The 20,096-nt window shown below is 56.4% G+C and carries 18 protein-coding genes and 1 tRNA gene; 14 read left to right on the forward strand and 5 right to left on the reverse strand.

Features of this window, described 5'->3' with window-relative positions; all coding sequences use genetic code 11:
• Nucleotides 1-1,066: nucleotidyltransferase family protein (locus tag VEV40_RS11690; protein ID WP_324832521.1), on the reverse strand; the 1,066-nt coding region annotated here is incomplete at its 3' end.
• A gap of 54 nt (nt 1,067-1,120) precedes the next feature.
• Nucleotides 1,121-1,873 carry an acylneuraminate cytidylyltransferase family protein gene (locus tag VEV40_RS11695; RefSeq protein WP_324832522.1) on the reverse strand — a complete coding sequence of 251 codons (753 nt, stop codon included), beginning with the start codon at nt 1,871-1,873 and terminating at the stop codon, nt 1,121-1,123.
• Nucleotides 1,874-2,088: 215 nt separating this feature from the next.
• On the opposite strand from VEV40_RS11695, the gene VEV40_RS11700 reads away from it, so the two are divergent.
• The 3 genes from VEV40_RS11700 to VEV40_RS11710 are packed head-to-tail and all read left to right on the forward strand — an operon-like array spanning nt 2,089 to nt 3,361.
• On the forward strand, nt 2,089-2,481 hold the full coding sequence (locus VEV40_RS11700; protein WP_324832523.1) for an N-acetylneuraminate synthase family protein: 393 nt from the start codon (nt 2,089-2,091) through the stop codon (nt 2,479-2,481).
• The gene (locus VEV40_RS11705; protein WP_324832524.1) at nt 2,465-3,022 is read left to right on the forward strand and encodes an N-acetylneuraminate synthase family protein; all 558 of its coding nucleotides are present in this window, start codon (nt 2,465-2,467) and stop codon (nt 3,020-3,022) included. The genes VEV40_RS11700 and VEV40_RS11705 overlap by 17 nt, the downstream gene beginning before the upstream one ends.
• A gap of 39 nt (nt 3,023-3,061) precedes the next feature.
• Nucleotides 3,062-3,361, forward strand: coding sequence for a hypothetical protein (locus VEV40_RS11710; protein WP_324832525.1), 300 nt, complete (start codon nt 3,062-3,064; stop codon nt 3,359-3,361).
• A 64-nt stretch (nt 3,362-3,425) separates the two neighbouring features.
• Here VEV40_RS11710 and VEV40_RS11715 read toward each other — a convergent pair whose 3' ends face one another.
• Nucleotides 3,426-3,659 (reverse strand): hypothetical protein, encoded by a 234-nt coding sequence (locus VEV40_RS11715; protein WP_324832527.1) that lies wholly within the window; start codon nt 3,657-3,659, stop codon nt 3,426-3,428.
• 280 nt (nt 3,660-3,939) lie between these two features.
• Here VEV40_RS11715 and VEV40_RS11720 point away from each other — a divergent pair, with 280 nt between their 5' ends.
• From VEV40_RS11720 to VEV40_RS11735, 4 genes are all read left to right on the forward strand, one after another.
• Nucleotides 3,940-4,479, forward strand: coding sequence for a DUF4136 domain-containing protein (locus VEV40_RS11720; RefSeq protein ID WP_324832528.1), 540 nt, complete (start codon nt 3,940-3,942; stop codon nt 4,477-4,479).
• Nucleotides 4,480-4,522: 43 nt separating this feature from the next.
• On the forward strand, nt 4,523-5,245 hold the full coding sequence (locus VEV40_RS11725; RefSeq protein WP_324832529.1) for a hypothetical protein: 723 nt from the start codon (nt 4,523-4,525) through the stop codon (nt 5,243-5,245).
• A 156-nt stretch (nt 5,246-5,401) separates the two neighbouring features.
• On the forward strand, nt 5,402-6,913 hold the full coding sequence (locus VEV40_RS11730) for a DUF3300 domain-containing protein (protein ID WP_324832530.1): 1,512 nt from the start codon (nt 5,402-5,404) through the stop codon (nt 6,911-6,913).
• A gap of 186 nt (nt 6,914-7,099) precedes the next feature.
• Entirely contained in the window at nt 7,100-7,933 is an 834-nt protein-coding gene (locus VEV40_RS11735) for a DUF2950 domain-containing protein (RefSeq protein ID WP_324832532.1), read from the forward strand.
• 52 nt (nt 7,934-7,985) lie between these two features.
• Here the strand turns inward: VEV40_RS11735 and VEV40_RS11740 are convergent.
• Nucleotides 7,986-8,075: transfer RNA gene (locus VEV40_RS11740), tRNA-Ser, on the reverse strand.
• A 136-nt stretch (nt 8,076-8,211) separates the two neighbouring features.
• Here VEV40_RS11740 and VEV40_RS11745 point away from each other — a divergent pair.
• From VEV40_RS11745 to VEV40_RS11770, 6 genes are all read left to right on the forward strand, one after another.
• The gene (locus VEV40_RS11745; protein WP_324832534.1) at nt 8,212-9,576 is read left to right on the forward strand and encodes an MATE family efflux transporter; all 1,365 of its coding nucleotides are present in this window, start codon (nt 8,212-8,214) and stop codon (nt 9,574-9,576) included.
• Between the two features lie 65 nt (nt 9,577-9,641).
• Nucleotides 9,642-11,024 carry an APC family permease gene (locus VEV40_RS11750; RefSeq protein ID WP_324832535.1) on the forward strand — a complete coding sequence of 461 codons (1,383 nt, stop codon included), beginning with the start codon at nt 9,642-9,644 and terminating at the stop codon, nt 11,022-11,024.
• Nucleotides 11,025-11,373: 349 nt separating this feature from the next.
• Nucleotides 11,374-11,709 carry a PadR family transcriptional regulator gene (locus tag VEV40_RS11755; RefSeq protein ID WP_324832537.1) on the forward strand — a complete coding sequence of 112 codons (336 nt, stop codon included), beginning with the start codon at nt 11,374-11,376 and terminating at the stop codon, nt 11,707-11,709.
• A gap of 5 nt (nt 11,710-11,714) precedes the next feature.
• Nucleotides 11,715-14,414 (forward strand): ABC transporter permease, encoded by a 2,700-nt coding sequence (locus tag VEV40_RS11760; protein WP_324832538.1) that lies wholly within the window; start codon nt 11,715-11,717, stop codon nt 14,412-14,414.
• Between the two features lie 198 nt (nt 14,415-14,612).
• Entirely contained in the window at nt 14,613-14,942 is a 330-nt protein-coding gene (locus VEV40_RS11765; RefSeq protein ID WP_324832539.1) for a PadR family transcriptional regulator, read from the forward strand.
• Nucleotide 14,943: 1 nt separating this feature from the next.
• Entirely contained in the window at nt 14,944-17,601 is a 2,658-nt protein-coding gene (locus VEV40_RS11770) for an ADOP family duplicated permease (protein WP_324832540.1), read from the forward strand.
• 108 nt (nt 17,602-17,709) lie between these two features.
• Here VEV40_RS11770 and glgA read toward each other — a convergent pair whose 3' ends face one another.
• Complete coding sequence (glgA, locus tag VEV40_RS11775; protein WP_324832541.1) at nt 17,710-19,164, reverse strand: glycogen synthase GlgA; 1,455 nt, start codon at nt 19,162-19,164, stop codon at nt 17,710-17,712.
• A 100-nt stretch (nt 19,165-19,264) separates the two neighbouring features.
• Here glgA and rsmA point away from each other — a divergent pair, with 100 nt between their 5' ends.
• Nucleotides 19,265-20,053, forward strand: a complete 789-nt coding sequence (gene rsmA, locus VEV40_RS11780; protein ID WP_324832542.1) for a 16S rRNA (adenine(1518)-N(6)/adenine(1519)-N(6))-dimethyltransferase RsmA — start codon at nt 19,265-19,267, stop codon at nt 20,051-20,053.
• The last annotated feature ends 43 nt before the right edge of the window (nt 20,054-20,096 follow it).

Raw genomic sequence — 20,096 nt, forward strand, 5'->3', positions numbered from 1 at the left:
GCGCAGCGTCTACCGACGCGCGCTCGTATTGTTCCATCTGTCCGACATCAAGCCAGTATTCGCGTATGGGAAAACAAATTACCCGTCTGCGCGCGCTGATCAGGCTTGTAATCAGATCGGGCATGTCGAACGCCGAGTCTGGAGGAACCATGCGGCATACGTCCGGTTGAACCAGGTAGATACCAGCATTGATGAAGTGACGCACGGATGGCTTCTCCGCAATACTGACCGCATCAATGCCCTGAGTTGCGATCACGCCATACGGGATTTGCATTTCGCGCTGCTGAACAGCAACGGTCATGTCAGCCGCGTGCTCGCGATGAAATTCGAGCATCGCCCGGAAATCGATAGATGTGAGAATGTCTCCGTTGATAACGAGCAGAGGAACGTCGCCGGTGGAAGCGCTCGCCAATGCTCCGGCAGTGCCCATAGGACGGTCTTCGCCGACATATTCGATGTTGATGCCGAAATTTTTCCCGTCCTGAAAGTGCTCAACGATGCTGTCCGCCATGTAGTGGGTCGAAATGCTGACATGCTGGATTCCAGCAGCGCGAAGATTGCAGACCAGATGTTCAAGGATGGGTCTACCGCTCACGGGCAGCATCGGTTTCGGACAGTTTTCAGTCAGGGGCATCAGGCGCTTGCCAAAGCCGCCCGCCATGATAAGGCCATCCAGTTGCAGGGCCGATTGAGCTAAATAATCTGACTCGATAGCGATGTCTATGACACGCCCATCCGCATCAAGCAGCGGAATCTGCCGGACCTGATACTCGGACATTAGCTGGCGTAATTCCTCGGGTAAAGCTCCATCGCGGGCAGTTACAGGAGTACCGCTGCGTCCGTTGTCCTTGCGCGTTGCAAGGAGACTGCTGATCGGCTGGTCAAGTCCGATTCCAAGGAGCATAGCGCGTCTCACGTCACCATCGGTGATGGTCGCCTCGAGCCATTGGCGCTCATCAATGATCAAAGCGATGCCTAATGCGCAATGGTCCATGAGGGCCATCAATTCACGCACCGCACCCATTTTCGTTATGAGGGGCAACTCACGCGACGGGTTAGCGGTCATAGGGGCGTTTCCGCATATTGCCGCGAGTATAGCATCTGATCAATGCGCTCTCCATCATGGCTTCGGCGTGTGTAGATCAAGCCACGGGAAGCCAATCACTCCGTCCCGCAGCATCAACTCGGCGAGGCGGAAATCGTGCAGGGTATCGATGTCTATAACTCGGTTTTCAGGAATTTCTAACATGCAGTGCGGCAATTCAAAGTAGCGAGGAGAATCGGAGCCTGCGACATGATCACGCCGCCATAAATAAAGCGCACCGTTGATGCGGTAAATGGGCGGAACGTCCTGCCGTCTTACATAAACATTGCCGTCGGGAAAGCTCTGCTGCATGTAACCGTCAGCAGTGATGTCGATGCAGGCCCAGCGCGGATTGAATGATGGAGTGGATGCGGCGACAACTCCGACTGCCTGCTCGTCTTGTTCAAGCAACTGTGCTGCATGCGAAACATCTTCAGGCAGACGCGATGGACTGACAGGCGAAAGCAGAAGAACGCTGCCGTAGCGGCAGCGTTCGCGCGATTCCATTTCGGTCAATGCGTGACGGAGAACAGGCCACATAGGCGTATCATCCTGGGCAAGATCTGAGGGGCGCCGAAACGGAACCTCGGCGCCATATTCGCGAGCAACCGCAGCAATCTGCCTGCTGTCCGTTGAAACGATGCACCTCGCAATTTCGGGGCATAATTTTGCAAGCCGGATCGAGTGAGCAATGAGAGGGATCCCTGCCAGTGGACGGATGTTCTTTACCGGCACGCCTTTTGGGCCGCCGCGGGCGGGAACTACAGCCAGTACGGGTTGAATGCTCATGTTGGTCCATCATCGGTCGTGATAACGCAGGAAGCAAGGCTGTATGACTGCAATACGAGTCGTGGAATAATCCTGGTACGGTCTTGAAGAAGGGAATCTTAGTGGTTCACGAGGCAGAGAGCAAAACCATTTCCGTTGATGCGCGACGGGTAGGGCATGGAGAACCCTGCTTCATCATTTCCGAAGCAGCGGTCAATCATAACGGAACCTTGGAAATGGCCCGCGAACTAGTCTACGTGGCCGTCGAGTCCGGATGCGACGCGGTCAAGTTTCAGACTTTCAAGACGGAGAATGTGTGCTCACCTCTGGCTCCAAAGGCAACATATCAGATGCAGACTACGCAGGCCACAGAATCGCAACTAGACATGATAAGGAAGTTCGAGCTTTCTTTTGAGGCATTCCGCGAGCTTTATCGCTATTGCATCAATAAAGAGATCATTTTTCTGTCTACCCCTTTTGATTACGAAAGCGCAGACCTCCTGGCTGCATTGCCGGTGCCTGCATTCAAGGTTCCATCGGGCGAGATTACAAATTTTGTATTTTCTGGAACATGTGGCGAGAAAAGGGCGTCCGTTAATTGTTTCAACTGGCATGGCGACCATGGATGAAGTGTCGGTTGCGGTTGAAACCATCCATGCATCTGGAAACAGGCAAATGGTGCTTCTGCAATGTGTCAGCAACTATCCGGCTAGTCCTTCCAGCATGAATTTGCGCGCGATGCAGGCTCTGGAAGAGGCGTTTGGAGTAGATGTTGGGTTGTCTGACCATACAGCTGGAACGGAAGTAGCGTTTGCCGCGGTCGCGCTTGGCGCATGCGTAATAGAAAAACATTTCACGCTGAGCCATGAGCTCCCTGGTCCTGACCATCTCGCATCAATGGAGCCGAAAGAGCTTGCCAGTCTGGTAAAAGGCATTCGCAATATCGAAACGGCGATGGGAGACGGGGTCAAGCGTCCTGTGGCGGAAGAGCTGAACACTGCCGACGTGGCTCGCAGATCGCTGGTTGCGGCCAGGTTCATACCGGCAGGAACCGCGATCACGGTGGACATGCTCGACATTTTACGGCCTGCACCGGACTTCCGCCCGCGATGCGTCCGCAACTCTTGGGAAGACGTGCGCGCCATGCTATTGAAGCAGGCACGATATTGAGACTTGATATGCTGGCATGACGAAACAGCGATCCCGCCTATGCATGACCTTCCCTCGCAAAATGTGACAGCACCTGAATTGGAGGCTGCGGTTCCAGTTATCCACACCATGATACGACGGCTGGCGAAGTCGTTTGCCGTGTATGGAGGGGCTAACTTTGGCATCCGGGTGCTGAACTTTCTTCTCGTCGTGGTTTACACGCATTATCTGCGTCCTTCTGATTATGGAATCATTTATCTCGGCGAGATTGTCGCCTCGTTTCTGGTAATCTTCGCAGGGCTTTCCATGGATAGCGCGCTGGAGCGCGCTGTACTTCCAACACAACTGTACTGCAGATGAGCTTCGCAGCTATCTAGGGAGTGCGATCCGATTCGGATTCCTTTGGATGGTCCTGTTCCTTGTTTTAGTTTTGCTTGTTGGCGCGGGTATTCAGCTTCATCTTCCTGCTCATGCGTCTGTACCGTTCTTCCCTTACTTTGCGATGGCGCTTACTAGGCTGCCGCCGGCTGCCGGTGCCGCGGTCCACAGCATAGGCGTCGCCACCGACTTCAGCACCAATAGATGTCTGCCTGACCCAATAGCGCATAGATCGGTTGCGGATTAGGAATGAAGAAATCGGGTCGAGATTGGGATTCATGTATCCGTTGCAAGGTTAATTAAACCAATGAGATATGTTGGCTCTTCCTGGAAAGACCCTGGGTAATTTACATATCCCAGACAGCAAGATATTCGCTCGAGATCATTCACTTCGCCTGAACTGAATGCAGGATAAAAATCTTCCTCGTGATCAAGCGCTTCCTAACTGTCTCATCTGACAGTTGTCGACTCATTCCGGCTGCAATAAACTCAGACCCGAGCCGTTGATTTGCGCAAAAAAAATTGGCCCTCGAAGGCTCTTGCTTTGTCAGGAGGTAACTATGCACGCCAAAAGAATTCACAAGATAGTCGGGCCGGCTATTACCGCTGCATTTCTAATGCTTATTGCGGTGATGATGGCCGCGCAGGACGTTACTTACAACGCTATGCCCGGTACAAATTTCTCGAAATACCACAGTTACAAATGGATCGATATTCCCGGTGGTGCTCATCCCAATCAGATTATGGATGCGGAAATCAAGCAGGCTGTGGATGGGCAACTATCGCCAAAGGGCCTGACCAAGACCGATGCCGAGAACGCCGATCTCCTGGTCGGCTACCAGATCGCTGTCGATCAGCAGAAGCAATGGAACGCGTATGGAATGGGCCGTGGATTTGGCGGCGGGATGGCTACTGCCAGCAGCTCGAACATCGACATTGGGACCATGGTTCTCGACATGTATGATCCGGCGACGAAGCAGCTTGTTTGGACCGGACGGGCGACCAAGACACTGGATCCCAGCTCGAATCAGGAAAAGAACCAGAAGAACCTCGACAAAGCGATGGCAAAGCTGTTGAAAAATTATCCGCCGAAACAGTAGTGAAAGGACGCGCGCCGTTCGCCCGAGGAAAGGATTTTTTGTCATGAGAGATAGATCACACCGTAAAAGGATTTACTTAATCCTGAGCTTTCTCGCGGCTGGTTCAGCAGTTACGTATTCCACTGCGGCGCAGAGTCCTGAATTGCAACAGAAAGTTGCAGAGATCAAAGAAGCAGTTGCGCAGAACAAGCAGGCTCTTGCGCAATACACGTGGGTTGAGCAGGATACGATCTCGCTGAAAGGCGAGCAGAAGAAGCAGGAACACTTCCAGGTGCGCCTGGGTCCTGACGGCAAGCCCCAAAAGACTCCCCTTGACGCGCAAGCAGCACCCGCTGCCCCTAGTGGCGGGCGTCTGAAACAACATGTCGTCGAGAAGAAGAAAGAGGAATACAAGGATTACGCGGACCAGATCAGAGCCTTGATTCAGCAATATCTCCCGCCGGATAAAGATGCAATCGAACAGGCACGTCAAAAGGGGAACATTGCTTTGAGTCCGGAAGCCGGCACGCCCGGACAATACAAGCTGGTGATTTCCAACTACATCAAGCAGGGGGACAATATGACACTGGTCATGGACAAGACGCAAAAGAATCTCGTGAGCTTATCCATAGCCAGCTATTTGAACGACCCCAAGGATGCGGTGAAGGTAACAGTTCAATTCAGCGCGATCCCAGGCGGACCCAATCATGTGTCAACGGAAACCATTAACGGCGTAAGCAAACAGTTGACGATTGCCATCGAGAACAGCAACTACCAGAAGACATAGCCAGCAAATTCACTCTTGCTGCTCCAGTTCGGCCAGTACTCCACGAATCTCAGTGATGCTGTCACTTCTGCCAGTGGAAGTGCGCCCCTTTGTTCGATAACTTAGGGGCGTCTTGAAAAACCGCGGATGTTTGCGAATGAATTAAGGAGTGGAGATATGGGTACTTCCTTGCTGCTGGAGACGATGCGCAGGGATGCCGTCGGTGCTGACCCTTCCATCGCGCACTTCGAAGCTGAGATGAAACCGATCTTCGCCAAGCTGAAAAAGATACTGGTATATCCGCTCAGCTGCATTTTGATCCTCGCGGCGATCCCCGAGGATATATTGTCACAGGCTCCGGAACCGCAAAACGCGCCAAGCGGGGCTTCGTCGTATGCGGGACAAGGCGCACCACTATCGACGAACCAGCTGCAACAACTGGTGGCGCCCATTGCTCTATATCCCGATGCCCTGGTTGCCCAGGTTCTTGGAGCCGCCACTTTTCCAGACCAGGTTGCGGCAGCCAACGATTGGCTTCAGCAGAATAAGAACCTCACCGGCCAAGCTCTTATGCAGGCCGTTGATAGCCAACAGTGGGATCCGAGTGTGAAAGCACTTTCACAGTTTCCCTCTGTCCTCGACAACATGGCGAAGAATCTCAGCTGGACTTCTGCGCTGGGAGAGGCGTATAGCACGCAGTCGGCTGACGTGATGACGGCGGTCCAGACTTTACGTGCCCAAGCGCAGGCGGCCGGCAATCTGAAATCGGGCTCGCAAATTACGGTCGTGCAGCAGTCGCCGCAGACGATTGTGATTCAGCCGACCAATCCGCAGGTGGTGTATGTTCCGCAGTACAACCCGACGGTGGTCTATGGCACGCCATATACGACGCCGGGTTACAGCACCGGAGCCATGGTGGCTACCGGGCTGCTTGCTTTTGGCGCCGGCATCGCAGTAGGCGCGGCGATCAATAACAGTTGTTGCGGATGGGGCTACAGCTACTGGAACTGCAACTGGCACGGCGGTGCCGTGGTCTATGGAGGCGGCGCCTATTACGGAAACAATGCATGGCACGGCGGCTATTACGGATCCAGCGCGACGGCTTATGGCCCGAACGGCGTCGCGCGGGCCGGCAACGCGTACAATCCTTCAACCGGGACTTATGCGCGAGGCGGATCGGTGTCAACGCCCTATGGACACGCGGCTGCTGGTCAGGCTTACAACCCGAATACCGGGGCTTACGCAGCCACGCGCCAAAACTCCAACGCGTACGGGAACTACGGTAGTTCGGTTGTCTCAAAGAACGGCAATACGGCGTACACCCAGCACCAGACAACTGCGAACGGCTCAGTGGGAACAGTGCAAACTTCCGACGGTGGCAGGGGTGTTGCCGGAACGAACGCGAACGGGAACTATGCTGCGGGCCAAGCAGCCAACGGCAACAAGTATGCGACTGCGAACGGCAACGAATACAGAAACACTGGAAGTGGATGGCAGAAAAACACAGACGGAACCTGGAACAATGTGCAGAAGCCTAGTTCCAGTTCCTCGAACGGATGGGGGCAGCGGGAAGGCGCCAACCGCACATCGGCCTTTGGTGGGGGAGGCAGCGGATGGCAATCGCGAGAGGCGAGCGCTCGTGGCTCGGCAAGCCGCGGTGGTGGCGGCGGATGGCATGGTCGCAGGTAGAGCCGACAGTATGCCTCGAAACGAAAATTCACCTCTGGTCCGTGGTATTTGCAAGAGGTTTGCTATGGATTCTTGGAGGACTTGATGTCGCATAAACTCGGCCGAATTGCACTTACGGCACGGTTCCTGCTTCTGGCGGTGGTAATCCCACTCGCAGCTTGCAATTCGAGCAAGCCTTCGCTAGGAATGTTTGCTACGCCCGACGAAGCTGGCAGCGCACTCGTGGCTGCAGCGAAATCAGGCGATCAAAACACACTACTCGCAATTTTTGGCCCTGACTCAAAAGAGCTAATCTCCTCAGGCGATGCCATCCAGGACAAGAACACCGTCGCGGCATTTGTGGCAGGGTATAACGTGATGCACCGCTGGCGCAGGATGCCTGATGGCTCCCAGATCCTGCTGGTCGGATATGACAATTTTCCATTTCCTATCCCGCTGAAGAAGAACGATCAAGGACAGTGGTATTTCGACACTGCGTCAGGAAAGGAAGAGATCCTTAATCGCCGCATTGGTCGGAACGAACTAGCAATCATCGATGTTTGTAATGCGGCGGCCAATGCGCAAGCTGAGTACTTCTCGCAACTACATGACGGCGCAACCACGAAACAGTACGCTCAGAAGTTCATCAGTGATCCCGGCAAGCACAATGGTTTGTACTGGAGTTCTCCTGCAGGTCAGCCCCAAAGCCCGCTTGGGCCGCTGGCGGCGTTTGCAACCGCCGAAGGCTATAGTGTGAAGCCCGACGCTCACGCACCTTTCCACGGCTACTACTTCCACATACTGGAGGGGCAAAGTGGTAATGCGCCGGGCGGTGCAAAGCAATACGTAGCGGATGGGAAGATGACCGGCGGATTTGGTTTCGTTGCGTATCCTGCCGAATACGGCAACTCCGGGGTAATGACCTTCATGATCGATCAGGATGACGTGCTGCTCCAAAAAGATTTAGGGAAGAACACTGCAGAAATAGCAACTACCATGAGCAAGTTCGATCCCGATAAGAGTTGGACAGTTGTGGAGTGACGGCGCAGACCTGATAGTGGTGGATGTTATTGGAACAGGAAAAATAGGGGAATGGCGGAGAGAGTGGGATTCGAACCCACGTTAGAGTTTCCCCTAAACACGCTTTCCAAGCGTGCGCCTTCAGCCACTCGGCCATCTCTCCAGACGCACAAATCTCTTTTAAAGTTAACACATTTGAGCAGTGGCCTTTGGTGCGCCTCTCAGTGACGCTGCTTCATAAGAGCGCATATAAGGGGCCTAAATTACTCATCCACAACCTCATTGGTTAGAGTTGTGCTATGCGGGCACAGTCAGCTCAGACCGGTTTGAAGGAGGAGTTGCGCTCGCTGCTCGCGCTTGCCATCCCTGTCATTTTGTCTGAGCTGGGATGGATGTCGATGTCGATCGTGGACACGATCATGGTGGGGCGGTTGAGCGCCGAAGCAATTGGCGCGGTCGGCATGGGGAATGCCATCTATTACGCGCCGGCGCTGTTCGGCATCGGAATACTGCTGGGACTCGACACTCTTGTCTCGCAGGCTTATGGGCGCGGAGACTTTGACGAGTGCCATCGCTGGCTCTCGCAAGGCGTTTACATTGCGCTTGCCTTTACGCCTGTGCTGATGGTGTTTCTCTGGGCAGCGCCGCTGGCGTTCCCTTATCTGAGGATCAATCCGGCGGTCAGCCAACAAACTTCGGATTATCTGCGAGTGCTGAACTGGGGCACTCTGCCGTTGCTGCTGTATGCGGGCTTCCGCCGCTACCTGCAGGGGGTGAAGCGCGTTGGGCCGGTAACGTTCGCGCTCATCTCCGCCAACCTGATCAACTGGGGCGGCAACTGGGCGCTCATTTATGGGCATCTGGGATTTCCAGCAATGGGCGTGCGCGGGTCTGCGCTCTCCACTTGCTTGGCCAGGGTTTACATGGCCGCTGTGCTGATATTTGCAGCGTGGAAGAATGAAGCAGGACGCGGTCATCCGCTTTTTGCCCACTGGCCGGGTATCGCTCTTGAGCGTCTTAGAGGGCTGCTGAAGCTCGGAGTTCCAGCGGCAGGCCAGATCGTGATGGAAGTCGGAGCATTCGGCGCGGCCACTGTCATGGCTGGACGCCTTGCTCCCGCCGCACTGGCTGCGCACCAGATTGCGTTGAATTGTGCTGCATTTTCATATATGGTCCCGCTGGGAACCTCTGCTGCGGCCGCTGTGGCTGTTGGTCATGCTGTTGGCGCGGGCGATGGTCCACGCGCGCGTCGCGCCGGATGGCTAGCGCTGGCCATAGGAGTCAGCTTCATGGCGTGCGCGGCTGTTGTTTTCCTGCTCGCGCCTCATGCGATTCTCGTCATCTACACGAACCAGGAAGCGGTAGTGGAAATGGGCGTGCCACTGCTAGCGCTGGCGGCTGCATTCCAGATATTCGATGGCATTCAGACCATCTCTACCGGAGCGCTACGCGGCCTGGGTGAAACGCGTATGCCGATGTTGGCCAATTTCGCCGGATACTGGATCTTCGGTCTGCCGCTGGGCTATGTGCTCTGCTTTCGGCACGGAAGAGGCATCTTCGGTCTCTGGACGGGGCTTACGCTTGCACTGATCTTCATTGCGCTGGTGCTGCTCTTTCAGTGGAGGCGCGATTCATCGCGGCTTGCCCTCGCTACTCTGCCGTAGCCAGACAGTTCTCCTATCAGGCAGACTGGTAGGGACTCAAGCCACATCATCAGGAGCTCCGTTCGTTGCCGGCAACACAGCAAACCACACAGACACACGATCTGCCGCGCGTATTGGGCGCGTCGCACGCCACTGCCATCGTAGTAGGGACGATTATCGGCAGCGGCATCTTTCTTGTGCCGCACGAGATGATGCGGGCGGTCGGCAGCTCGGGGCTTGTTTATCTGGCGTGGATTGTTGGCGGGCTGCTTTCGCTCTTCGGCGCGATGACCTATGCCGAACTCGGCGCGATGATGCCCTATGCGGGCGGCGAATATGTCTATATCCGCAACGCGTATGGCGATCTGCCGGCGTTTCTCTACATGTGGACGTGGTTTGCCGTGGCCAAACCGGCGTCGATTGCCAGCGTGACGAGCGGGCTGGCGCGCACACTGGCAATCTTTGGCGTGTTTGCGTGGCTGGAGCGGCCTGTCTTTCACGGCTCGAACGCGCTCTACTGGTCGCAACTGTTTGCCATTGGCGCGACCTGGCTTATTACGGGACTCAATTATCTCGGCATGAAGAAGGCGGGCGACTTTCAGCTTATCTTTACCTGGCTGAAGGCTGTCCTGATTGTAGTGATCGCAGGTTTCTGCCTCTTCTCGCATACCGGGTCGCTCGGGAACTTCAGAACGTCGTTCACTGAAGCGCAGGGCGGATTTGGCGGATTCATGGTGGCGATGATCGCCGTGCTCTGGGCGTACGATGGCTGGAACGATCTGACGATGGTTGCGGGCGAAGTGAAGCGCCCGGAGCGCAGCCTGCCAATCGCTTTGATCTTCGGGCTGTTTATCGTCGGCGCGCTTTACATGGCGACGAATGCGGCTATCCAGTACATTCTGCCCGCGGCGCAGATTGCCGCGTCACCGCGCCCCGCGGTTGCGGCGATGGCGGTTGTGTCGGGACACGCTGGTGCGATTCTGGTTTCGGTGGCGATGGCGCTGAGCATATTTGTAACTCTGAATGGCACAATTATGTCGGGCGCGCGCGTTCCCTTTGCGGCGGCGCGCGACAGGCTGTTTTTTCAGAGCATTGCGCACATCAACCCGCGGTTTCAGAGTCCGTCTACTTCGCTGGTGGTGCAGGCGCTGCTCAGTACGCTGCTGTTGCTTGTGGTTGGGCGGTTCCAGCAGCTTTTTGAGCTGGCGATTTTTGCCGAATGGCTCTTTTATATGATCACGGCCACTACGATTTTTGTGTATCGCAAGCGGCAACCCGATGCGCCACGGCCTTACCGGGTGTGGGGATATCCGGTGCTCCCGGCGTTATTTGTTGCGGCTTCAGCGGTGCTGCTTTATTTTTCGTACGCCGAGAACTTCAAGAATTCTCTGGTGGGGACGGCGATTATTCTGGCGGGTGTTCCGCTGTTTCTGGGGATACGCAGGAATTATGCGGGCGCCAGAGTCTGACCTCCCTCCCCTCCTCCGGTTTACGGTTTTTCAATGACTTAGCGGGGGGTCATCCCCTGCTATGCTGCTGATTATGCTTGAGTTAGATGCATTCTAGTGTTTTCAATCACTTACGAGAGGATAGCTCTTCTGTGCAATTAAAACGCCCGCTTTGCGCGGGCGTTCTTGTCCTGTTTTCTCTCGATTTCATCATAGCAGGGCTGTCAAGAAGCAGCCCGGGCCACCGCAATTAATTCCGATGGCCAATCACTCCGATCAATAAGTGACTCGCCCTGTTGTCAGCAAATTGGATTTGATATGATCATCACATCTTGACAATCAAACGGAACGAGGCATAGCATACTCCGGCATGGACGACAAGAACACCGATATTATCCAGGGAACTCTCGACATGCTCATCCTCAAGACCCTCAGTCTTGAGCCAATGCATGCCTTTGGGATCGCCCGGCGGGTTGAGCAGATCTCGCGCGGAGTCTTCAAGGTCAATCCCGGTTCCCTGCTCACCGCATTGCAGCGCCTGGACAGGTCGGCATGGATTGATGCGGCGTGGCGGCAGACCGAGAACTCACGGCGGGCCAAATTCTACTCGTTGACCCGTGCAGGAAAGAAACAGCTTGAAGTAGAGACTGCCGACTGGGCGCGCCGGTCGTCGGCGATTGCAAGGCTGCTCAAAGCGGAGGCTTAGCCCCGATGTCCGTCTGGCGTCACCTCTTCATTGGCCTACGCAGGCTGGTCAGCCCAGCCTCGAGGGATAAAGAGTTAGATGAAGAGGTACGCCAGTATTTCGAAGAGACGACGGCCATATGGGCTGCTCGTGGACTCTCCCCGGAAGATGCAAAGCGGGCAGCAATCCTCGAGGATGGAAATATGGCGGCAGTCCAAGAGCAGGTACGTTCTTACGGGTGGGAAAACAGTGTCATCGCACTGTTTTCTGATTTCCGTTACGCGCTCCGTCAAGTCATTCAGAATCCAGGCTTCGCGATAGTCGCTATCTTCACACTGGCCCTTGGGATCGGCTCCGCCACCGCGATCTTTAGTGTGGTCAAAGCGGTTGTTCTCAATCCCCTCCCATTTCGGGAGCCTCAGAGGCTCGTTCACCTGTGGGAAGGCGTGGGAGACGAGCGCTACCGCATGGGTGATGAAGCGTACTTCAGCAGCGTGCGTCCAGGCAATTATTTCGGGTGGAAGCTCGGCAGCCAGAGTTTCGAAAACATGAGTGCTTATTTCTGGCGGACGATGCTGCTCAGCGACAAAGATCGAGCCGACCTGGTATCCGCACACGAGGTGTACCAACAGTTTTTCGAAACGCTCGGAACGCCCGCTCTTTTGGGCCGCACCCTGCAAGCCACCGACTACACGTCTAATGCCGGCCGCGTTGTCGTGCTCAGTTATACGACATGGCGAAATCGTTTCGCCAAAGACCCCGGGGTGCTCGGCAGGCGCATCCTCCTGGACCGCCAGTCTTACGAAATCGTGGGGGTAATGCCGGACGGCTTTTATCCCACTCCAGGCGGCCGTCCGGAACTTTGGACTCCGCACTGGGCATCGCAGACAGAGCTACAGGATTTCTCCACCTGGGGAAGGGTCGTGATCGGTCGCTTGAAGCCGGGCGTGACATGGACTGAGGCGCAGACCGAATTGTTTGTGCTTTCGGCGCAGATCACGCGCGACCGGCCAATGCTGGAGAAAGTGCATGCCATCGTGGTTCCCATGAGCGCACAAGTGATCGGCAGCAGTTGGAAGCTGCTACTGCTTCTCTCGGTGGGTGTCGGGTTGCTGCTACTGATAGCTTGTGTCAACGTCGCCAACCTGTTCCTTGCGCGGACTGTCGATCGGCAACGCGAATTCGCGGTGCGCGCGGCACTGGGCGCCAGCCGGGTTCGTCTGATCCAGCAACTGATTTCTGAGAGCCTCGTCATCGCCGCGGCTGCCGGTCTCACCGGACTTGGCTTCGCGTGGACCGGCATCCACACCATGCTTGCCCTGCTGCCACAATCGGACATGTTGCCGCGTCTTGACACAGTCCGCCTCGATCTGGGAATGCTGACCTTTGTCTCCGCGCTCACTTTGCTGATCAGCCTGCTTTTCGGCTTCATTCCGCTGCTTCGGACATCGAAGATGCGCCCCTATGATCTGCTCAAGATGAGCGGGCGCACGGCTTCGGCCAGCAAGAGCACACGACGCCTTGGGCAGATCTTCATCTTTTGTGAATTCGTTTTTTCTCTGGTACTGCTCATCCTCGGTGCATCGCTGGTCGAGAATTTTGTCGAGTTGCTTCACGCTGATCCGGGATTCGACACGAGCCACCTGCTCGTATTTCAGATCCGCGTTCCGGATGCGGACTACGGAAAATACATCGACGGCGAATATAGTCCCACACGAGAACGGCTATATGAGCAATTAGAGTCGGTTGTGCTTTCGGCACCGGGCGTGGAGTCGGCCGGCTTCACCGAGAGGCTGCCGCTTTGGACTGAGGGGGGCGGTTCCCCGGTGCAGATCGAAGGCCACGCCATTCCGCCCTCCCGCAGCGAAGGTGACACTGGTACGGAGATGGTGAATCCCGACTTCATACAGGCGCTGCGATTACGGCTCGTTCGGGGCCGCTTTCTTGAGGAGCACGACAGAACCGGCACTCCCGTGGTCGCGGTCGTCAATGAGTCCTTCGTCCGCAAGTTCCTGCCCTCGGAGGACCCCATCGGGAAGCATGCAAACGTGTGGTTTGCCAATGCGCAAATCGTCGGCGTCGTGGCCGATTTCAAGCTCAATGCACTGGATAGGAATCCCCATCCCGAAATCTTCTGGACCGTGCGCCAATCGCCTCCCCGTAACGTGTGGATCATGGCGCGAACCAGAGCCAATCCTTCTGTCGTTGGCGATGCCCTTCGCCAAAAAATTCGGCACTTCGATCCTGATCTGCCCGTTGTCGAAATGCAGCCTATGTCCAACGTTGCCGCCAACTCGCTGTGGCTAAAGCGCATATCTGCTGATCTGATCGGGCTGATCGCAGTCTGTGGCATGATCCTGGCGGCCACGGGCATCTATGGCATCACCTCGTACGCGGCAGCTCAACGCGAGAAGGAAATGGGTATCCGCATGGCCTTCGGCGCCGACAGGACCGCTGTATTCGGACTTGTGATGAAAGAAACATGGTGGCTGGCCCTCGCCGGCTCCGCTGTTGGGTGCATCGCGGCCGTGATCGTTGCGCGGGTGGCGACTAACATTTCTTACCTGTCTCCAGAAATGGCATCTACGCAATCCCGTGATGTGCTCCATCCGGGAGTCTTCATCTTGAGTTCTTTGTTTCTTTTCGCTGTCGCCAATGTTGCCAGCTATGCGCCTGCTCGCCGAGCTCTCAATACCGACCCAGCGGACATCCTGCAGCACGAATAGTCCACCAATGACGGGTTCAATTTGGCGGCTTTGACCAGCATCGCATCTGAGCAGCTTACGGCATGGCTAAAAAGCCATGCCCTTACGAAACCCTGACTCAATCAGAGATTCCCGTTTCCGAAACCTGGACTTCATCAGAGATTCCATAGGTTGCCTATTGACATCCATACCTAGATATCTATATAAAGACATCTAAATATGGCCAAGACCGATGCTCTGCAAGGTTCACTCGATTTGCTCGTGCTCAAGATATTGTCGCGGCGTCCGCGGCTTCACGGATACGCAATCATGGCTGCGGTTGCCAGTACATCCGGCGATGTGCTGCGCGCAGAGGAAGGTTCGCTCTACCCCGCGCTGCACCGGATGGAGGAAGCGGGCTGGATTCGCGCGGAGTGGATCAAGAAGGATTCCGGCCGCCGCGCCCGCGTCTACGAGCTGACCGCTGCAGGCAAGAAGCAACTGGGCGTGGAAGAGTCGCGCTGGCAGTCCGTCAGCTTGGCAATCAACCGGGTTCTCAGGGAGGCATGACATGTCTCTGTGGTCGCGTATCTTAAATGCCGTGCAAGGCGAACGCTTGAATCGAGAGATCGACGAAGAGTTGCAGTCGCACATAGAAGAAGCGATTGCCTCGGGGCGCGACCCCGACGAGGCACGCCGCACCTTCGGTTCGATTCTGCGCCAGCGCGAGGCGAGCCACAGCATTCGTGTTGCCGGATGGCTTGAATCGCTTCTCGCCGATGTAAGATTCGGCTGGAGGCAGCTATGCCGTAACAAGGTCACGTCCGTGGCTGCTGTGCTTTCTCTCGCTCTCGGCATCGGCTCCTGTGTCGCCGCCTTCCGTCTTATCGACGCCCTGCTCTGGCGCCCTCTGCCCATCTCCAATTCCAGCAACCTATACGTCCTCTCCCACAAGATGACCGGCTTCGACGGCAAGCCTCTCGAGGACGACCATTGGGCCACGCCGGAGTTCAACCTCATGCGCAATGCCGTCAAGGACCAGGCTGATCTCATCGCCATCAGCGAGGCCGACCGCATGGACATCACCTGGTCCACCGACGACGACGTGGAGAAGGCCCACGTTGTTTATGTCTCCGGTAACATGTTCCCGCTTTTCGGCCTTGAGCCTGCGCTCGGCCGCCTGTTCGTCGCCGCCGATGACCGCGCCCCCGGCGCCGCTCCCTATGCGGTCCTCTCCTGGGACTACTGGAATCACCGCTTCGGCCGTGATCCTCACGTCCTCGGCCGCTTGCTCCATATCGGCGACCAAAACTTCCAGATCATCGGCGTGGGTCCGCGGGATTTCACCGGAGTCGAAAAAGGAACTGTCACCGACATCTTTCTGCCCCTCAGCATGAACACCTTGGCCGCTCAGGACAGGGCCGACTGGCACCGCGTCTTCCTGATGTTGAAGCCCGGCGTCAACCCGACTACCGCCCTCGAGCCGCTGCGGCAGCACCTCTCCGCCGTCAATCACACCTTCGGAAGCGCGTGTTCCACATGCTTCCGTGGCGAGACCCAGGCGGACATCGACCGCTATCTCAATCAGAAACTTGTCTTCTATTCGGCTGGCGCCGGCATCTCCGCGCTCCAGAAGGAATATCGCCGGTTACTTGTCGTCCTCGGCCTCCTGGCCGCTCTCGTTCTGTTCATCGCCTGCGTCAATGTCGGTAACATGATGACCGCCCAGGCCGCAGCCCGCGCCCAAGAGATGGCTCTGAGGATTTCGATCGGCGCCGGCCGTCGTCGCCTCGTGCAGCTCATCCTGGCCCAGAGCGCGCTGCTCGCGCTCCTGGCTTCCGTCCTCGGCGCACTCTTTGCGGCGTGGTCGGCGCCTTTTGTGCTCGGCCTCATCAATCCGCCCGACAACCCTGCGCGCCTCGCCCTTTCCGCCGACTGGCGTGTACTTCTCTTCGGCTTCGGGCTGATTATTCTCGTTGTTCTATTGCTTGGTTTGCTTCCTGCTTTACGTGCCTCTGCCGTCCGGCCCGTTGCCGCGCTCAAAGGTGGTGAAGATCCGTACTCGCCGCGACGCCTTATGCGCGGAGCTATTGCTCTTCAGGTTGCTTTCTGCTTCCTCACTCTCTTTCTTTCTTCACTCTTCGTCGCCTCCTTTCAGCGCCTGCAGAACCGCCCCCTTGGTTTCTCCACTGACCGCCTGCTCCTGCTTGAAACGGTTGCCGGAAAAGGCCAGACCTCGGTCGTCTGGAATCAAACTGCCGAGGCCCTCCGTGCCGCCCCGGGCGTCGACTCGGTCGCTATCTCCGGCTGGCCCCTTCTTGGGCGCATCAGGATAAACAGCGACATCTCCATCAATGGCGCGCCTCCCAGTCCGACTCCTGCCTTTTTCCTGAACATTTCCCCCGGCTGGCTCCCGACGATGAAGATCCCTCTCGATTCCGGCCGCGACTTTGGCCCTCAAGACACCTCGCCGGGAGCCGCCATCGTCAGCGAAACCTTCGTCAAGACCTACTTCCCCGGCCAGGACCCCATCGGACGCACCTTTTCACGTGGCGCCAATCAACCTCTTAATACAATCGTTGGCGTCACCCCCGATGTCCCTGACCACGACCTGCGCGAGCCCAATCTTGCTGTCTTCTACGTCCCCTTCAACGAAGTCGACGACAAATCCGTCCCCAAGACCGTCGACTTCGCCACCTTCGTCATTCACACCGATACCCGGAACCCCCTCGCTCTCACCGATTCCCTCCGCCAGCTCATCGCACAGCGCCACAACGGACTTCGCGTCTCAAACGTCACCACGCAGCTCGAACTGGTCCGCGACCAGACCGTTCGCGAGCGCCTGATCGCCATGCTCGCCGCCTTCTTTGCCGCCGTGGCGTTGCTCCTCGCGGGCATCGGACTCTATGCTGTCCTCAACTACTCGGTTCTCCAGCGCCGCCGCGAGATCGGTATCCGCATGGCGATGGGCTCGCCTCGTGCGAGCATAGTGCGCGTCGTCACACTCGATGTCTTTTTGATGATCGCGCTCGGAGGCTGTACGGGTGTCGCGCTTGGATTCGGCGCGGCGCGCTATGTCGAGTCGCTCTTCTACCAGGTCAAAGCAACCGATGCGGGCATGATCGCTTTGCCGGCGTGCGCCATTCTGCTGACCGCGCTCGTTGCCACACTCCCGGCCGTGCTTCGCGCATTGCGCACCGACCCCACGGAGATTCTGCGCGCGGAATAAACGTCATGAAAAGCAGATCCTTCCCCTTCATTCCACTCAGCGTCAGGATGACAGCACCTATAAAACTGGTTCGGCAGCGCACGTCTAGTGAATTTTCGGAACAGCACACTAGCTTCTTCTCTGCGCCACTTCCTTGTATAACTTGATGTACTCCTCGCTGGGTTTAGCCCAGGAGTAATCCAGCCCCATGCCGTTGCGTATAAGCGTATGCCAGGTGTCCTTGTCCTGGAATACGGCGAGTGCGCGCTGAACGGCGTTCAGATATTCGTCTGCATAATAGGTACGGAACTTGAAGCCGGTCCCGGTGCGTGATTCGGGATTCCATTCTTCTACGGTGTCGTCGAGGCCGCCGGTCGCGTGAACTACAGGCACCGATCCGTACTTGAGGCTGTAGATCTGGTTCAAGCCGCAGGGCTCATAGCGCGATGGCATAAGGTAGATGTCGGACCCGGCGTGCACCTTGTGCGCAAGCGTCTCATCGTAGGTGATTCGGACAGAAACCTTTTCCGGGAATCTTTCATGCAGTGAACGGAAGAGGTTTTCATAGTAGGACTCGCCCGTGCCCAGGACGACGAGGAAGATGTCCTCAAATGTGAGTCGCTCGATGATCTGGGCGGTGAGGTCAAAGCCTTTCTGCGTGGCCATGCGAGAGACGATGCCAAGTACGGCTGTCTCTTCTTTGATGTGGCCAGCCCCAAAAGCGTGCAGCAGATCAAGCCTGCAGGCGGCTTTTCCGTCGAGGTCTTTTGCCGAATAATGCGCGGCTATTTTGCCGTCTGTAACAGGGTCCCATTTGGAGTAGTCCACACCGTTCAGGATGCCGTGGAGGTCAGCGGCGCGTTTGCGGAAAACACCGTCAAGGCCGTTCCCGAATTCCGCAGTCTGGATTTCCTCAGCGTATTTGTGGCTGACGGTGGTCAGCGCATCGGAATAGACGGCGCCGCCCTTCAGGAAGTTGAAGGTGTTGTAGTGTTCCAGGCGGTCCATGGTGAAGATGTCCCAGGGAAGAAGCAGGCGCTCGGTGGTCTGTGGCGGGAACCAGCCCTGGTAGCCGGCATTGTGGATGGTGAGAACCGTACCCACATTGCGCAGCATCGGGTCAAAATAATAAATGCTGCGTAAAAAGACCGGAAGCATTGCCGTTTGCCAATCGTGCAGATGGAAGATGTCGGGCACGCCAAGCTGTTTGCTTGCTTCCAATACGGCGCGGCAGAAAAGGCCAAAACGCTCCCAGTTGTCGAGATATTCGCCGGCCTGAGTGCCGTAAACGCCCTCGCGGTCAAACAACTCCGGGGAATCGATAAAGTAAAATTGCACGCCGTCGCGCTTCCCGCCATCGATTACAGCTACAAAGCGGTTGTAATACTGAAATGGAACGGTGATGCTCTGGAGAGCGATCTTTTTCTGGGGAAAGTGGCTCTGCACCTGCCGGTAGAATGGCAGATACACTGTGACCTTGTGACCCCGACTGGCAATTTCTCGCGGAAGTGATCCTATGACATCGGCAAGTCCGCCGGTTTTTACAAAAGGCACGCATTCTGGCGCAACGCAAGCAACGTGCATGTGAATTGCTCCCTGATTGCTCGGATGATGAAATGGCTTTTGCTTCTATATGTGGTGCATTGAATAGTGTAAGCCTGTTCCGATTAACAACTTATATAAGATGTCGCAGAAACCAAAATTAGGGCAGAACTTTCTTACCGACCGGAGTGCCAGCAGCCGCATTGTTGAGGCACTGGGCGACATCTCTGAGAAGACGGTGGTGGAAATCGGACCGGGCAACGCGGCAATTACCGAACTGCTGGCGCAGAAGGCTCACAGGTTGATTGCGGTGGAACTGGATCGCGCACTGGCAGCGAACCTGAAGCGAAGATTTGCCGGCTCACAGGTTGAGGTGATTGAGCAAGACATCCTGATCTTCGATCTGGCTTCTCTTCGTGACAGCGATGAGAAGCTGCTGGTGATTGGAAACCTTCCCTACTACATCACGTCGGACATCCTGTTGCACTTGTTTCGTTATCACAATGTGATTTCGCGGGCGGTGTTGATGATGCAGCGCGAAGTGGCCGATCGCGTTGCAGCAGCGCCTGGATCACGTGATTATGGGCTGCTTTCGGCCACAACGCAGCTCTATGCCCAGGTGGAAAAGCTGATGACGCTTCCGCCGGGCGCATTTGCGCCGCCCCCGAAAGTCTATTCGAGCGTGCTGAGGCTTACGTTTGCGACACGCTTTTCGGAACTTGGGGTTGATGCCGACGGATTTATCGCGTTTCTGCGGCAATGCTTCGCGCAGAAACGCAAGACGCTGGTGAACAATTTGCGGGCTGCGGGGTTTGATGCGCCCGGAATTGCTCGGGTGGTTGAAGCTTCTGGAATTTCGGGACAGGCGCGGGCCGAGGCGGTCTCGCTGGAAGTTATGGCGGGGTTGTATCGAGGGCTGACCCAAGGCTAAAGCCTCTTTTGTCGAGGATGGCTATTCACCGGGCTAAAGCCCG

Source organism: Alloacidobacterium sp. (genome assembly GCF_035631355.1).
Classification (GTDB): domain Bacteria; phylum Acidobacteriota; class Terriglobia; order Terriglobales; family Acidobacteriaceae; genus Alloacidobacterium.

Coding starts and splice junctions, on each gene's coding strand:
- VEV40_RS11725 (WP_324832529.1), top strand. CDS start 4,523: ATGAGAGATAGATCACACCGTAAAAGGATTTACTTAATCCTGAGCTTT.
- VEV40_RS11755 (WP_324832537.1), top strand. CDS start 11,374: ATGGACGACAAGAACACCGATATTATCCAGGGAACTCTCGACATGCTC.
- VEV40_RS11720 (WP_324832528.1), top strand. CDS start 3,940: ATGCACGCCAAAAGAATTCACAAGATAGTCGGGCCGGCTATTACCGCT.
- VEV40_RS11695 (WP_324832522.1), bottom strand. CDS start 1,873: ATGAGCATTCAACCCGTACTGGCTGTAGTTCCCGCCCGCGGCGGCCCA.
- VEV40_RS11735 (WP_324832532.1), top strand. CDS start 7,100: ATGTTTGCTACGCCCGACGAAGCTGGCAGCGCACTCGTGGCTGCAGCG.
- VEV40_RS11700 (WP_324832523.1), top strand. CDS start 2,089: ATGGCCCGCGAACTAGTCTACGTGGCCGTCGAGTCCGGATGCGACGCG.
- VEV40_RS11710 (WP_324832525.1), top strand. CDS start 3,062: ATGCATGACCTTCCCTCGCAAAATGTGACAGCACCTGAATTGGAGGCT.
- VEV40_RS11730 (WP_324832530.1), top strand. CDS start 5,402: ATGGGTACTTCCTTGCTGCTGGAGACGATGCGCAGGGATGCCGTCGGT.
- VEV40_RS11765 (WP_324832539.1), top strand. CDS start 14,613: ATGGCCAAGACCGATGCTCTGCAAGGTTCACTCGATTTGCTCGTGCTC.
- VEV40_RS11705 (WP_324832524.1), top strand. CDS start 2,465: ATGGCGACCATGGATGAAGTGTCGGTTGCGGTTGAAACCATCCATGCA.
- VEV40_RS11760 (WP_324832538.1), top strand. CDS start 11,715: ATGTCCGTCTGGCGTCACCTCTTCATTGGCCTACGCAGGCTGGTCAGC.
- glgA (WP_324832541.1), bottom strand. CDS start 19,164: ATGCACGTTGCTTGCGTTGCGCCAGAATGCGTGCCTTTTGTAAAAACC.
- VEV40_RS11770 (WP_324832540.1), top strand. CDS start 14,944: ATGTCTCTGTGGTCGCGTATCTTAAATGCCGTGCAAGGCGAACGCTTG.
- VEV40_RS11745 (WP_324832534.1), top strand. CDS start 8,212: ATGCGGGCACAGTCAGCTCAGACCGGTTTGAAGGAGGAGTTGCGCTCG.
- rsmA (WP_324832542.1), top strand. CDS start 19,265: ATGTCGCAGAAACCAAAATTAGGGCAGAACTTTCTTACCGACCGGAGT.
- VEV40_RS11715 (WP_324832527.1), bottom strand. CDS start 3,659: ATGAATCCCAATCTCGACCCGATTTCTTCATTCCTAATCCGCAACCGA.